General features: G+C 61.6%; 10 protein-coding genes. 6 read left to right on the plus strand and 4 right to left on the minus strand.

The window, feature by feature from the left end; translation table 11 throughout:
• The first annotated feature begins 162 nt into the window (after nt 1–162).
• Nucleotides 163–1,224 (plus strand): FUSC family protein, encoded by a 1,062-nt coding sequence (locus JFV30_RS17900; RefSeq protein ID WP_010167040.1) that lies wholly within the window; start codon nt 163–165, stop codon nt 1,222–1,224.
• On the opposite strand, the gene JFV30_RS17905 is transcribed toward JFV30_RS17900, so the two are convergent.
• Nucleotides 1,225–2,088: a LysR family transcriptional regulator gene (locus JFV30_RS17905; protein ID WP_201124793.1), complete on the minus strand. Its 864-nt coding sequence runs from the start codon at nt 2,086–2,088 to the stop codon at nt 1,225–1,227. It abuts the gene before it with no gap.
• Between the two features lie 105 nt (nt 2,089–2,193).
• On the opposite strand from JFV30_RS17905, the gene JFV30_RS17910 reads away from it, so the two are divergent.
• Nucleotides 2,194–3,048, plus strand: a complete 855-nt coding sequence (locus tag JFV30_RS17910; protein WP_201124794.1) for an alpha/beta fold hydrolase — start codon at nt 2,194–2,196, stop codon at nt 3,046–3,048.
• 29 nt (nt 3,049–3,077) lie between these two features.
• Here JFV30_RS17910 and JFV30_RS17915 read toward each other — a convergent pair whose 3' ends face one another.
• The gene (locus tag JFV30_RS17915; RefSeq protein ID WP_201124795.1) at nt 3,078–6,950 is read right to left on the minus strand and encodes a hypothetical protein; all 3,873 of its coding nucleotides are present in this window, start codon (nt 6,948–6,950) and stop codon (nt 3,078–3,080) included.
• A 361-nt stretch (nt 6,951–7,311) separates the two neighbouring features.
• Entirely contained in the window at nt 7,312–8,064 is a 753-nt protein-coding gene (locus JFV30_RS17920; protein ID WP_003211721.1) for a TetR/AcrR family transcriptional regulator, read from the minus strand.
• Between the two features lie 363 nt (nt 8,065–8,427).
• Between JFV30_RS17920 and JFV30_RS17925 the strand changes: the two genes are divergently transcribed.
• From JFV30_RS17925 to JFV30_RS17940, 4 genes are read left to right on the plus strand one after another with little or no spacing between them, the layout of a single operon-like run.
• Complete coding sequence (locus tag JFV30_RS17925) at nt 8,428–9,135, plus strand: ABC transporter ATP-binding protein (RefSeq protein WP_029615767.1); 708 nt, start codon at nt 8,428–8,430, stop codon at nt 9,133–9,135.
• Nucleotides 9,132–10,331, plus strand: a complete 1,200-nt coding sequence (locus tag JFV30_RS17930) for an ABC transporter permease (protein WP_201124796.1) — start codon at nt 9,132–9,134, stop codon at nt 10,329–10,331. The genes JFV30_RS17925 and JFV30_RS17930 overlap by 4 nt, the downstream gene beginning before the upstream one ends.
• On the plus strand, nt 10,324–11,805 hold the full coding sequence (locus tag JFV30_RS17935; RefSeq protein WP_010167030.1) for a TolC family protein: 1,482 nt from the start codon (nt 10,324–10,326) through the stop codon (nt 11,803–11,805). Before JFV30_RS17930 ends, JFV30_RS17935 begins: the two co-directional genes overlap by 8 nt.
• Complete coding sequence (locus JFV30_RS17940) at nt 11,795–13,060, plus strand: efflux RND transporter periplasmic adaptor subunit (protein WP_201124797.1); 1,266 nt, start codon at nt 11,795–11,797, stop codon at nt 13,058–13,060. The genes JFV30_RS17935 and JFV30_RS17940 overlap by 11 nt, the downstream gene beginning before the upstream one ends.
• Nucleotides 13,061–13,164: 104 nt before the next feature.
• Here the strand turns inward: JFV30_RS17940 and JFV30_RS17945 are convergent, their stop codons facing one another.
• Nucleotides 13,165–14,583 carry an FAD/NAD(P)-binding protein gene (locus JFV30_RS17945; RefSeq protein ID WP_201124798.1) on the minus strand — a complete coding sequence of 473 codons (1,419 nt, stop codon included), beginning with the start codon at nt 14,581–14,583 and terminating at the stop codon, nt 13,165–13,167.
• Nucleotides 14,584–14,689: the final 106 nt, after the last annotated feature.

Genomic DNA, 14,689 nt, shown 5'->3' on the forward strand with positions numbered 1-14,689 from the left:
CCTGAAATAGGTCGCCGAACGCCTGTGGGAGCTGGCTTGCCTGCGATGACGGACTCACCTCCAACAGTGATGTTGGCTGTGACACCGCTATCGCAGGCAAGCCAGCTCCCACCCTGAGTCGACGGCGCCTGTTCGACCGAGGCCACCTTGAGACCGTTTTCATTGCACTTGCCCCTCTTCGCCCGCCGCTTGCTGCGTCCGCTATTGGACCCGTACCGGCGCTACCGTCATGCCAAGTTGATCCACGCGGTACGCGTTTCCATTGGGTTGCTCGCCACGATCCTGCTCACCACCGGCATCAACCTGCCCCACGGTGAATGGGCCTCGGTGACGATGCTGATCGTGATCGGCGGTTTGCAGCACCATGGCAATATCGGCAAGAAAGCCGTCGAGCGTGCCTACGGTACGTTGATCGGGGCCAGCGTCGGCTTGCTGCTGGTGGTGCAGGAGACGTACCTGGGCCAGCCGCTGCTGACCTATCTGCTGATGTCGGTGGTGTGCGGGTTCTTTTCCTATCACGCCATCGGCAAGGGCGGGTACATCGCACTGCTGTCGGCGATCACCGTGTTTATCGTCGCCGGCCATGGTGACAACCCGCTGTCGGATGGGTTGTGGCGCACGGTGGACATCCTGATCGGCATCGTCCTGGCCCTGGCGTTTTCCTTCGCCCTGCCGTTGTATGCGGTGTATTCCTGGCGCTACAACCTGGCCAGTGCCTTGCGCGATTGCGCGGCGATTTACAGCCGGATCATCAGCGGCCAGTCGGTGACCGATGATGAACACCTCAAGCTGCTCAATCGGCTTAACGCCGCCATGCTGCAACTGCGTTCGCTGATGCCGTCGGTGTCCAAGGAAGTGCGGATTTCCATGACCGAGCTGGACATCATCCAGCGGCACCTGCGCATGTGCATCAGCACCCTGGAGATCCTCGGCAACACCCGGCCCGACCCACGGGACAAGGAGGCTCTGGCACGGATGCAGGTGGCGTTGAAGAGCGAGCATCGACAGATACGGGTGCAGTTGATCGGCATGGCGCGGGCCTTGAAGTCAGGGGTAACCGAACGGCTGGAGCGGCCGAGCAATATGACGCCCCACGAGCAGACCTTTGAAGTGCCGGTGGTCAACGCGCTGGACGGTTACCGTTTGTTGACCCTGCAACTGGCCGCCAACATTGATGACATGCGCCAGCGCCTGGCCAAGACTGCCAGCCACTGGAAAATCTGATCAGCCCCGGTGCAGCGCCTGCACCAGCAGTTGCTGCAACGCCTGTAGCCGGGGCTCGGGGCTGTCCTCGGCGAAGCGCAATACATTGGCCACTTCAGGCAGCGCCATCTGCTGCTCGAAGGGGCGATATACCGCCACCCGTTTGTCGAGGTGGTCGCTGCTGAGCAGGCCGACGCCCAGCCCGGCAGCGATGGCCGAGACCACACCCTCCACCGAACCACACTCCACCGCCACCTGCCAGGGAATGCCCAAGGCACTCAGGCGTTCCTGGGCCAGTTGCCGGTAAAAACAGCCAGGCCCGAACGTGATCAGCCGCACGCAATCATCCGGTGCGTGTTGCCAACCGGGCCGGGTGCACCAATGCACGTTCTCGCTCCACAACAACTGGTCACGCGCTTCGACGCGGTGGGTGAAATCCTGGTGCAGCGCCAGGTCCAGCTCGCGGTCCACCAGGGCCTGGCGCAGTACGTGACTCTGTTCCACCACGATCCGCACATCCAGCTGGCGATGCTGTCGTGAGAACTGGCCCAGCAGGTTCGACAGCTCGGCCATCGGCACCTGCTCGGTGGCGCCCAGGCGGATGGTGCCGTGCAGTTGCACCGGGTTGAAATGCGCCAGTGCGGCATCGTGGGCCTCAAGGATGCGCCGGGCGTGGATGAGCAATTGCGCGCCATCGTCGCTGGCCACCAGGCGCTGGCCGTCGCGCTGGATCAACGGTCGCTCCAGCTGTTTCTCCAGGCGCTTGATCTTCCAGCTGACCGCCGACTGGCTGAGGTTAAGGCGCTCGGCCGCCCGGGTGACACTCCCGGTTTCCACTACGGTTTGCAGGGCGCGCAGCACATCGATGGGCAGTCGCTGGTTCATGATCGAGACCTATGACAAAAACTGGATTCTCAGAGAGTAAGTTGTCATTGGTGTCATGACCAGCAGCGCTTTAGGGTAAAGCCTTCATCACCGCGAGGATTTGACATGACTGCCCTGCTGAACGAAGTCGCCTTGATCAACGGTTGGCGCATTGCCACAGGCCGGCATGGCGATGGGCTGCCGGTGCTGTTGCTGCACGGCACACCCGCCCACTCCATCATCTGGCGTAATGTGGTGCCGCGCCTGACGGCCGCCGGAATGCAGGTGCACCTGTTTGACCTGTTGGGTTTTGGCGCTTCGGAGCGCCCGCACCACGCGGACACTTCCGTCGCGGCGCAAAGCCAGCTGATCGGTGAATTACTCGATCACTGGGAGCTTGAGGGCGTGCACCTGGTCGGCCATGACATTGGTGGCGTCATCGCGTTGCTGTTTGCCCTGGAGCATCCACAACGGGTGCGCTCATTGACGATCGCCGACGCGCCCAGCTACGACTCGTGGCCATCGCCCACCTGGCGCGGGATTCACCAGCGGTTCAGCGACCATGCGCGCATGGCACCCGACGAACACCGGGCACTGATGATCCGCCAACTGGCCATGGCCGTGTACGACAAACGCGTGATGCAAGGTGAGTTGCTGGAGGCGTACCTGGCGCCGATCAGCGGCGTGGTCGGCCAGCCGGCGTTCTACCAGCATCAGGTGGCGCATTACGATTCACGGTACACCGCTGATTTTTCCGAGCGCCTGCCGGGCATGGATTTGCCGGTGCAGATTCTGTGGGGCGCCGAAGATGAGTGGCAGCCGCTGGCTTATGCACATCGGCTACAAGCGGATATTCCGGGAGCGGTGCTGCAGGTGGTGGAAAATGCCGGGCACTTTTTGATGGAGGATGCGCCGGCACCGGTGAGTGAACATCTATTGGCCTTTATCAGCCGGAAACAAAAAGGGGCAGCCTGCGGTTAAACAGGCTGCCCCGACAGGGCCGGGAAAGGCTATCCGTAGACGATCCCTAAGCCATAGAGAGCAGGTGTACCCCAGAAGTCTTTGACAGTCTGCTCATTGCCGTTGGCGATGTTCTTTGTATAAGCGTAGAAACCTGTAATGATATTGCCTCCTGCACCTGTGCTGGACCAATATTGTCCATTGCCTGTTGGCCAGCGACTTCCGTAAGCCGCATTGACCTCCCGCAACTCACCAATATCAGCAAAGCGCTGGCCCCGACTCGCTGCCCGGTTGAGCAGTTCAGCCGGGTTGCCCGATCCCAATTCATAAACCCGTACCACACCGGTGAACTGGATCGTATAACTGCGTGTCTGCGCAGGTACGGACGAATCACGCACCGTGATAGTCACCGTTCCGTTATTCCGCACGGTGGCAAGCCCAGTGGAGTCGACGACGGCAATTGCTGTGTTGCTGGAAGTGTAAAAGTAGGGTGGTGTACCGCCTGTCGGCACCCGTCGATACGAGTTATGGGCACCAAAGGTGGGCAAGAGGTTCGGGTAACCCGGCGCAATGACAGTACGCCCACGCCCAGCCAGACTGACACCGCTCTGGTCGAAAACCAGCGGGCTGGTCAGGCTGATCGTGTATTCGGTGGTGGGGAACTCCACCGCATCAAACTCATCTTCACTGCGATTGAACGTCACGCTCCATTGCACCTTGATTCGTGCATTGTTGGGCTGTCTCAACAGCCAGTCACGACTGATCTGAATGTTCGCCAAACCGTTGGCTGCTTGCTGCGCGTTGATCGGTTCGTTCGTGCGGACCACCAGCGGTTCAACGCCGGGACTGTTGGTGGTGAGTCTCAGCCAATATCGCTGCCCCGGCAGACTCAGGCGCCATCTCGGGCTGGTGGCGACAGCATTGCCGGTCAGCCCGGGAGGGTTCAGGCTGCCGCCATTGGCCACGCCATTGATCAGTACACGGACCAGATTGGCTGGCAGGATGGTTCCCACGTTGACCGTCTGCTCCTCGGAAACACGGGTGGTGCCGTCCCTGCCCAGTACCACCGAATACTGCAGGTGAATCCTGCTGTTGACACTAGCGGCGAGGACATCGTTGCTGATGTTGTACGTCACCGTGCCACCGTCCAGCCCGTCCTGCGTCCCGATATCCTCGACGGTCCCGTCCGAATAGATCCAGTGCAGAGTGATCTTGTCGGTGCCGCCCTGGTTCATGTTCGGGTAACTCACCAGCACCTGGCACTTGTTTTCCACTACCACCGGGTCGATGGAAACCTCCTGCGCATCCGCAGGATCCGAATCCTTGATTTGCGGGTACGGGAAGGTGGCGCCCAACAGCTCTATCATGTGGTGCCGGACCTCGAACAACACCGCGTTATTAATATCGCCGCTGTGGTCGAATGCGACCCAGAAGCTGATGGTCAATGCCGACCATTCCTGCAGGTTGCGCAATCTCAGCACGGGTGTTTCGCTGGTGATCCCGTTGAGGGCCTCTGCGGCACTGACGGGCCGTGCCCGGTAGACCTCGTTGTCATACGGCGCGCCCGTATCTTGGGTGCCTAGATAACGTAGCCACATGCGCTGCTCGAGCTTGGCATACGGCCAGGCTGGCACACGGGTCTCGTCGAAGTCCTGAAGCAAGGGGACTTCCAGCACTGCGGCGTCGCCAATGCTGTCGATCAGCGGTCCCGGCACATTGTGCAACGTCAGCAGGTGCAACGTCAGCACAGGCGAGTCGGTAGAGAAGCCGTTCCGAGTCACCGCAAAGGACACCCTGATATCCCGCCCATGGGGGTGGAGGTTGTAGCCGATCGGATCGGTAGGGATCGTGAAGTCGATGTAATCCCCACTCTGGTTATCCTTGACCTCGTAGTGGGAGCCTTCGCCGGGCAACCCCTCCCATCTGACCTCGATGTCGTCGCGGGGCTTAATCTCGTCATACCGCACCCGCACGGTTGCACCACCCGGCCAGACTACCAGCGGATCAAGCTCATCAGGCCCAGTGGTTGCCTCCAACACCTCGGGCAGAAACAACTCACCCAACGCGGTGCCGACGGTCACCACCAGCTCTTCGGAATACCGATAAACCCCGAAACGATCAATCAGGTAACTGACGGTGAGGGTGCCGTCGATATTGTCGAGGAACAGCTGCCTAGGAATATCCAAATACAACGGGTTGGCATCCAGGAACAACGTATATTCCTCCTGCACAACACCACTGGACGAGCCGGTGTAGCGGATGATAACGATATCGCCTTGTCTGAATGGCGCACGCAACTCAAGGGTACCGACACTGCCGAGCGTACTGGGGTCGACGTTGCCATCAAGCGCCTCCCAGATCACCGGTGCAGGCAGATCCCGAGGCGGACGGCCGACTTGCACCCACCGGCGCTCCGACTCACGGGTACCCACTACCCCGGGGCTGATCAGCCCGGTGACAATGTAGTGCACGTTGGCGTCTCTCAACCCTTCCAGGCGCATGTAGTCGGCCGTCGGGAAATCACGGGTGCGTGGCGGGTTGCCGGCCAGCCGCGAGGAGGACACCCGCTCGGAGCTGTTATCCACACGTAAGCCCTGGAGGACAACCTCCAGGTTATCCCCCGTGGTGCCGGGTGGCTGGTAATCGGGCATTTCCACGGTAATGCGTGGCAGGTCCGGCTCAATGAAGGGACCGTGGGCCTCCCTGACGTTGGGCCTGGGCAAATCGTAACGACGACCGACAACGGCGACCGCCACCCTTCTGGAGGGCGCATCGTCGAGCCCTGCCCTTTGTCTCACGTAAGAGACCGTCATAGAGCTCAGCAAAAGGGATCTGACCAGCTCGTTGCGGATGGGAAATTCGAGAAATTCAGGAACCCGGGTCACGTCCAGCGACAGCGACTCATAGACAAATACACCATCAGGCGTCGTACCCTGCACCGTCAGCAAAACGGTATCGCCCACCAGAAACGGGCCGCCGCGCCGAATCTCCACCTCGGCATGTGCCGGTTCTCTGCCCAATGCATCGGCATCCAGTATTGTCTGGCTATTGTCTGCCTCAATGATGAAAGGCTCATCAAGCAGCGTCACGCTCAGGTTCACCTCTAGAGGCACTGGCTTACACCAAGGCTGTACCGGACCCGAGCTGTTCAGTACCTCATCATAGAGAAAGAACGCCGCAGCATGGTGGCCGCTGCCAAGCGCTGCAAAAAAGTCCGCGCCAATATCCACTACCAGGTCCTGACCTATCTGTGCAGCGGTGACCAGGGGCACCTCAAAACGCAAGCGTCCAAAATAGAGCATCGGCGCGTCGTTCTCACGCATGTGCTCCCAGGCCTTGATGGTTGCAGTAAGGCTTTGCCCGGCACCAATCACCGTGTCCGAAAGGATCAGTTCAAGCTTGGAGTGCCAGGTCTCGAAGGGCCGGTCGTCCTCTCCGCCGGGGTGGGTTTCCTTGACCAGTACGGTCTGGGGTAGCGAAGTGCTGGGAGTGCCCGAGCCGACCCTCACAACCTCACCGTATACGTCTGGAATGAACGCAAAGCCTATGGCCGGGTCCACGTTCAAGCTGGCGTAAGGAAAATCGAAGAAAAATCGTTGGGCGGTCACCTCGCCCGCCTGGACGACGTTCGGAGAGGGCGTGACGCCACCCATCGATACCCGATACTCGTCCCCCTCACGGAGCCCGGTCCAACGCTCAAACCCGAAGGTGATAAATTTCTCGCCAGTCGTTCCCAAAGCAGGAAAATGGCGAACCCCAAGTCCGTAATCCGCACCTTCTACCGGTGTTGCCTGCTGTGGAGACGTATAGGGAGGATCCAAATCGTCCATGATCATCACACCCGGCCGAGTAGGAGATGGCTTGGGCGTGGCAGGTTGCTTGGTGACGGGAGTAGGTCTGGGAGCGGCAGGCTTGGTCGACATGGTTGTTCTCCAGATTAAACAGCGTGCAGACAGAACACGCGACTGAAGAAATCAAACACCCGGCCCTTCCTAGCGTCTACCTGTCAGAATTGACAGTGGCGACGAATGGCGGAAGTCGATGAGCTATTTCAGAGAAAGCGCAGTCAATACCAACCCCGCACATTCACACTTTTTCTTACATATTTTTCACGTTTTATTCACATCCGGAGACGTAGGGTAAAGCCTCATCCGTTACAAATGTTGCACTTAAAAACCCGCCGCCCCAGCGGGTTTTTTTTGCCCGGGATTTGAGTGTTCGCAAGGTTGTTTGTATAGAGGGTGCAGAGGCAGACCGGCTCATTGCAAGCCGGTCTTGAAGGGTTCAGCGAGCCACCTTGTTGACAGGCGACGCGGCCTGCTCGCGGATAGCACGTTGCGTATCCAGCACCCGCGCCAGGGCCGTTTCGGCTTCCGGGCTTTGCTGTGGCACGCGAATCGCCGCGGACACCAGGGTAATCAGCTTGGCCATCACCTCGGCATCAGTGGCCGGGCGTCCCAGGCTCATGGAGTTCATCAGCAAGCGCAGCTCGGTGCCGGCCATCACCCCGGAAATCGCCTTGAGAGCAAATTGCAGGCGCACCCCCAATTCGTTGCGCGGCAAGTCCGGCAGCGCCAGGGCGAACGCTTCAAAGAAACGCTGGAACACCGGCTGGTAATGCACCTTGAGGTATTCCTGGATAAACGGCGAGGTGTCGCTGTAGACCCGACCCAGGAAACGGATGAATGAACGCCCTTCCCCACTCGCCGGGTCGCTGCGCTCCAGGCCCATGGCCGGGGCGAACAGCACGCCGAGCAAGGTGTCGCAGTCCAGCGGGCCGTCGGATTCGGCTTCGCACCTGGCGAGCAATTCCAGGCGCTGCTCGTTGAGCGGCTCCAGGCGCTGCATCAGCAGGGTTTTCATCAGGGAATCCTTGTCCCCGAAGTGATAATTCACCGCAGCGAGATTGACCTGAGCCCTCTCGGTTATCTGCCGCAACAAAACGGCGTCATAGCCGTATTTGATGAAAAGAGCCTCTGTCGCATCCAGCAATCGGGTCTTGGTAACGTTTGGAGCGCTGAGTTTCTTCGCGACCATAGGGGTTGGGGTTCCACTGCGGAAATATTGTTTTAAAAATTAATTTGATTTTTTATACCGGGGCCGCTGCCCGAAAGCAAGTAGTGACACTGCGCCATACTATTCAAAGCCAGCAGCAACGGGCTCGTTGAGGGTAGCTGATGGATTTTTCCCGCGCCTGAAACGCCCCTTTAAAGAATCGTTTCAAAGGGTAAAACCGCTCTATATCCATGGCTGGCGGAACGGCTGGATCGCGGTTAGTATTCAAACAATATTTTAAAAACAAGAAATAAAACCAGTCCGTGACGTGTGCCAGGCAGCTCCTGAACTTGTTACAAGGATTTTCAGGGGAAGCACGGTACTGTCGAGACTGCAGGCGTAGTCATGATGACAGATACCCCCGCGCACCCAGGCTTTATCTCCCTGCAAGGCATCGGCAAAAGCTATCAGCTGGCCGGTCAGCACCTGTCGATTCTCAATGATGTATGCCTGGCCATCGAAACCGGTGACAGCTGCGGCATTCTCGGCGCGTCCGGTTCCGGCAAAAGTACCCTGCTCAATATTCTCGGCCTGCTCGACCTACCCGACTGCGGCCACTACCGGTTTGCCGGCCATGACGTCTTCAGCGCCAGTCCCGATCAGCTGGCGGCGATCCGCAATCAACAAATCGGTTTCGTCTTTCAAAGCTTCAACCTGCTGCCGCGCCTCAGTGCCCTGGACAACGTCGCCCTGCCCCTGAGCTACCGAGGTGTGTCGCGGCATGCCTCGGTGGAACAGGCCCTGCGCATGCTCGACCAGGTGGGCCTGGCCGAACGCGCCCACCATCGCCCGGCCGACCTGTCCGGCGGCCAGCGCCAACGGGTTGCCATCGCCCGCGCGCTGGTGGGCAACCCCTCGGTGATCCTCGCCGACGAGCCCACCGGCAACCTCGACAGCAGCACCGCCCAGGAGATCATGGACCTGCTGCTGGCGCTCAATCGCGAGCAGCAGGTGACGCTGATTATCGTCACCCACGACCCGCACATTGCCGAGCGCCTGAACCGCAAGATCCTGGTGCGCAATGGTGTGGTGCAAGAGGCCGGGCGCCTATGAGCCTGCGGGTCGAACAAAACCTGAGCCAATTGCTGCACGAGGCGTTTGTCAGCCTGCGCACCCTGGGCAAGCGCTCGATCCTGGCCCTTTTAGGCATCGTCATCGGCAGCTCTTCGGTGGTGGCGCTGATCAATATCGGGCACAACGCCGCCGAAGACGCGGCGATGATATTCAAGGACATGGGCACCGACACCCTGGTGGTGCAGTTCCCGCCCAAGGGCACCAGCATTGCCCCCATGCCTGCCAGCCTGGACCTGGAAGCGGTGCGCCGCAGCGTGCCCGGCATCGCCCATATTGGCGCGATTTCGATGTTCAGCGGTCCGGTGGTGTTCCATGGCCGCACCTTCAATGCGAGCTTCGTCGGCAGTACGCCAGACCTCAAGGACGCCATGCGCCTGTCGGTGCGCGACGGGCGTTTCCTGTCGAACTTCGATGCGGGCGAAACCTACGCGGTCGTCGGCGAACAGGTGGTCCAGGCCTTGAGTGCCCCCGGCGACCCGCTGCAACTGGGCGACCGGGTGCGCATCAACGATTACCTCTACCTGGTGGTGGGCATTCTTCACAACCAGCCCCGGGCAATGCTGATCCCCGTACAGGCCAACGAATCGCTGTTCGTCCCCGCCCCGGGCATGCGCCGGATCTACTTCAGCCCGCAAATCGGCAATGTGATTATCCGCGCCACTCCCGGCCAGGACATGGACCGTGTCGCCCGGGACGCCGCGGCGGCGCTGCAAAACCAGATCACCGACCACAATGTCGACATTCAGGTGCCCCAGCAAATGATCGATGGCATGACCCGGCAGAGCCGCACCTTCGCTTACCTGCTGCTGGCCCTGGGCGCGATTTCCCTGGTGGGCGGCGGCGTCGGCGTGATGAACGTGATGCTGATGAACGTCTCGGAGCGGCGCCGGGAAATCGGGATTCGCATGGCCCTCGGTGCGCGCCAGCGGGACATTCGCAACCTGTTCCTGCTGGAGGCCGTCACCCTGACCGCTGTCGGTGCCTTATGCGGCGCGGTGCTGGGCATGACCGCCGCCTATCTGTATGCCTGGCTGTCCGGCTGGCAGTTTTCCCTGGCGGTCGCCGCACTGCCCCTCGGGGTGGGCAGCACGTTGCTGGTAGGGCTGTTTTTCGGGATCTATCCGGCAGTGTCGGCCTCACGGCTGCAGCCGGTGGAGGCCCTGCGCGATGAATAAACGGCTGCTGTTATCGCTGGCCCTGGTGAGCCTGCACAGCATGGCCGCCGATGTGGTGATTCGCCCCTCGGCGCCCAGCACCACTCGCAGTGGTTATGAACGCAGCGTATCGCTGAATGCCCAGTCCACCACCCTGACCCTGGGTGACGCGGTGTACCTGGGCCTGCGCAACAACCCGGCGATTCGCAGCGCGTACCTGCAACGGGTGGCGCAGAAATTCGACCTGCGGGTGGCCGAAGACACCTTCAACCCCAAGCTGACCCTGAACAGCTATTACCGCGCGACCAAAGGCACCGACGACAGCGCCCGCAACGCCAACCTGGCCCCCAACGCCACCTTGCTCGGCGAGTACGGCACGCGCTTGAGCATGAACTGGACCCAGCAACTGAACAACGCCGACCGTGCCGGACGCTTCCGCAGCGACGGCCTCGACCTGTCGGTGATCCAGCCCCTGATGCGCGGTGCCGGCTGGGACGCCACCACCGCCCCGCTGCGCCTGTCACGCCTGTCGGAACAGGCCAACCGCCTGAACCTCAAGGCCAACGTGGCGCAGACCATCAGCAACATCATCACCACCTACCGCGAGTTGCTGCGGGCCCAGGAACAGTTGAGCATCGTGCAGGACGCGCTCAAGCGCTCCGACACCTTGCTGGAAGTGAACAAGGCGCTGATCAGTGCCGGGCGCATGGCCGAATTCGAGATTGTGCAGACTGAAGCCGATATCGCCACCCAGCAACTGGGAGTCGAAGAAGCCCAGAACCAACTGGACACCAGCCGCCTGGCCCTGCTGCGCCTGCTGGCCCTCGACCTGTCGACGCCGATCCGCGCCACCGAGGCCCTTGAAGCCAAGCGCATGGACATCGACAAGCACCAGGCTTTCGTCCTGGCGCAGAACCAGCAACCGGGATACCTCGCCACCCTGCTCGGCAGCCAGCAGGCCGACCTCAACCTTGTGATCGCCAAGGACTCCGGGCGCTGGCAAGTGGACCTGGTGGCCGGCGCGAACCAGATCCGGGCCGCCACCAACGACGATAACGGCTACAACAGCAACCGGCGCTGGGACAGCTACGCCGGCGTGCAGGTGCAGATTCCCATCGGCGATATCAGCACCCGCCAGGCCGAGGTGCATGCGCGGGTCGACGTGGAAAACCAGGAAATCATCATTGCCGACGCCCGCCAGCAACTGGAGCGCGACGTCAACGATGTGGTACGCGACCTGGGCACCCGTTGGCGTCAGTATGAAATCTCCCAGCGGGCGGTGGAGCTGTCCAGGCGCAAAATCGAAATCGAACGGGAAAAACTCAGCGCCGGGCGCTCCACCAACTTCCAGGTATTGAGTTTCGAAAACGACCTGCGCAACGCCGAGAACTCACGGCTCAATGCGTTGATTGCCTATTTGAACGCCCAGACTCAGTTCGACCTGACCCTGGGCATGACGCTGGAAAGTTGGGAAATCGCCCTCAATGACTACTAATAAAAAGCGCCTGCTGGGTGCCGTGTTGATTGTGCTGGTGGCCGGTGTCGGCATCACGCTGCTCAGCCATCAAAGCCCGGCCGCCAATCAGCCCGGCAATGCCGAGCAATGGCTGGAGGTAAAAGTCGACCCACTGGTGCACCAGATCGGCCTGGTGGGCAAGATCGAGCCCGACACCACCATCACCCTCACGGCGCCCTTCGACGGCAATGTGCAGGCCAACCTGGTGGAACAGGGCCAGCGGGTCGAGGCCGGCCAGGTGCTGCTGCGCATGGACCCGGCCACCCTCGAAGTGCAACTGCGCGAAGCCCTCTCCGCGCAGCTCAAGGCCCGGCGCACCGTTCAGGAAATGCAGGACTGGGACAGCGGCCAACAAGTCGGCCGTGCCCGTCGCAGCCTGCGCACCGCCGAAATGACCGCCAGCAACACCCAGCGCAAACTCACCGAAAGTGAAAACCTGTTCAAGCGCGGCATCATCCCCCGCAACGAACTCGACGACCTGAAACAGCAGACCGCCCAGCAACAACTCGACCTGGTGGCCGCCCGCGGCGAACTGCAACAGGCGATCGAACAAGGCAAAGGCGAATACCGGCAGATCGCCGATATGGAGCTGACCAATGCCACGGTGAAATATGACGCCCTGCACACGCTGCTCGATGGCAAGGAGGTCAAGGCACCGTTCTCCGGCATCGTGGTGCCGGCGCCGGGCAGTAATTCGTCAGGCCCGGGCGGCGGCAACAACAACGCGCCGGTCCAGGCCGGGAGCAAGGTCAGCCAGGGCCAGGTGCTGTTTGGGCTGGCGAATATCGAGAAGCTGAAAATCGTCACCAGGGTGTCGGAGCTGGACATCAACCAGTTGCACCAAGGGCAGGCGGTGGAGGTGCTGGGTGACGGGTTTGACGGCGAGCGGCTGACGGGTTCGGTCAGTGTGGTCAGTGGCTTGGCGATTGCCAGCGACAGCCAGGGCAGCGCGCAGTTTCCGGTCACCCTGTCGATCCCCAAGCTGACCCCGCAACAGCTGCAACGGGTGCGGCTGGGGATGAGTGCGCGGTTGACCATTGTGACCTACAACAATGACCAGGCGATTGTGGTGCCGGCCCAGGCGATCAGTCGCGGGGACGGGGTCATGACGGTGGAATATCGGGCAGCGATGGATAAACCGGTGGAGCGGGTCACGGTAACGACCGGGCAGTCGACGGCGCAGGGGGTTGAAGTGTTCGGGTTGAAGCCGGGGTTTGTGAAGGTCGGGCCATGAACCCCCACCTGTAGGAGCTGGCTTGCCTGCGATCGCAACCTATCAGTTGATAAAAATGGAGCTGACCCACCGCTACTGCAGGCAAGCCAGCTCCCACATTAGATTTAGAGGTGCGCCAACCTGGCGGCGAGCGCCTTGGCCTGAATCGCCACGTCCGTGACCGCGGTACTTTCCCACCACATCCCCCGCAACGGCGGGCCCATCGCAAACAACCGCCGGCTGACCTGCCCGTGGGCATCCAGCACCGCCCCCGACACATCCGCCGCAATCCCCAGCGCCAACGGCCCGGGCTGGATCAGCCCGCGCTTGAGCAACTGCCGGGGCAACGGCCGGGCCACGCGCCGCCAGTCGTATTCAATCCCGCTGGAGTTGATCAGCGCCGCCCCCGATACCTGCACCACGTCCTGTTCACCACGACGACGCAGGCGAATCGTGACATCACCGTCTGAAGGCACCAGCCCCTTGTACGATGCCGCCTGAATCCGCAACCGCCCCTCCCCATGCAGCCGCGCCACCAACTCGGCACTCAAGGGCGGCGAGCGGTGGTGATGGCTTTCCCACCAGGGCCGAACATGCCGCACGAACTGGCGTTTCTCGCCCTCGCTGGCCTGGCTCCACAAACGCCCGATGTGGGCACGCACGGTGTCCAGCGGGGCTTGCCAGTCAATCCCCTGGTCCAGCGCAAGCCGGCATTGGCGCCGCACTTCCCGCAGCAATTGCCGAGGGCTGCGCAGGCGGTGGTCTTCGCCCAGGAAATCGACCCAGGCCGGCGGCTGCCGGCGCACATGGGGCAACAGGCCGTGACGCGAAAAGATCTCGATGGGCCCACGATGACCGGCCTGTTCCAGGGACACCACGGCGTCCACCATGGTCAGCCCGGAACCGATGATCAACACGGTGGATTGCGGGTCCAGTTGGGTCATGGCCTGCACGTCCCACGGGTCGACCGCAGCCGCGTTCAAGCCGCTGGATTCGGTCTGGGGCGTGCGGGCCGCCGGGAACATGCCGGTGGCCAATACCGCAACGGCACCGCGCAGTTGCTGGCCGTCACTCAAGGTCAGCAACGTGGCGTGTTCGTCCACCTCAAGGTCTGTCACCTCGGCGCGGACATGCTCGACGGTCGAGGCCGACCGCGCCTTGGCTTCAGCCAGCCGTTGTTGCGCGTACAAGCCAAAAATCCTGCGGGGCGGAAACAGTTCGCTGATGGGCACGTGTTGCTGGTCTGACTCCGGCCAGCCGCCGTCGGCGATGTAGGCGGTGAGCCACTGGGTCAGGTCATCGGCGTTGTCCGGGTCGACGCTCATGCGTGCGGCGTTGCCGTTCAAGGTGTGGCCCAGTTCCACCGCGCTGTAGGCCTCGCCGCGCCCCAGTTCCTGGCGCGGTTCGATCACCAGGATCTGCCGCTTGCCCGGCAGGCGCAGCAACTGCACCGCCAGCATCGTCCCGCTCAGGCCGCCGCCGACAATCAGCACATCAGCGTTGCGAATGGCGCTCGTCGCCTGTCCGCGTTCGGTTTCACTCATGAAATTGCGCCCTTACTGTCTGCCTGAATGGTTGTGGTAAAAATCGCCCCGTGCAGTATCCAGCACATCGACCCGGGGCGCCTAGCTTGGCCCGCATAGCCCGGCC

The organism is Pseudomonas sp. TH32, assembly GCF_016650855.1.
Lineage (GTDB): Bacteria > Pseudomonadota > Gammaproteobacteria > Pseudomonadales > Pseudomonadaceae > Aquipseudomonas.

What these genes read in the sequence shown, in the direction of transcription:
- JFV30_RS17935 (WP_010167030.1), top strand. Translation starts at nt 10,324, where the DNA reads ATGAATAAACGGCTGCTGTTATCGCTGGCCCTGGTGAGCCTGCACAGC.
- JFV30_RS17910 (WP_201124794.1), top strand. Translation starts at nt 2,194, where the DNA reads ATGACTGCCCTGCTGAACGAAGTCGCCTTGATCAACGGTTGGCGCATT.
- JFV30_RS17940 (WP_201124797.1), top strand. Translation starts at nt 11,795, where the DNA reads ATGACTACTAATAAAAAGCGCCTGCTGGGTGCCGTGTTGATTGTGCTG.
- JFV30_RS17925 (WP_029615767.1), top strand. Translation starts at nt 8,428, where the DNA reads ATGATGACAGATACCCCCGCGCACCCAGGCTTTATCTCCCTGCAAGGC.
- JFV30_RS17915 (WP_201124795.1), bottom strand. Translation starts at nt 6,950, where the DNA reads ATGTCGACCAAGCCTGCCGCTCCCAGACCTACTCCCGTCACCAAGCAA.
- JFV30_RS17920 (WP_003211721.1), bottom strand. Translation starts at nt 8,064, where the DNA reads ATGGTCGCGAAGAAACTCAGCGCTCCAAACGTTACCAAGACCCGATTG.
- JFV30_RS17905 (WP_201124793.1), bottom strand. Translation starts at nt 2,088, where the DNA reads ATGAACCAGCGACTGCCCATCGATGTGCTGCGCGCCCTGCAAACCGTA.
- JFV30_RS17930 (WP_201124796.1), top strand. Translation starts at nt 9,132, where the DNA reads ATGAGCCTGCGGGTCGAACAAAACCTGAGCCAATTGCTGCACGAGGCG.
- JFV30_RS17945 (WP_201124798.1), bottom strand. Translation starts at nt 14,583, where the DNA reads ATGAGTGAAACCGAACGCGGACAGGCGACGAGCGCCATTCGCAACGCT.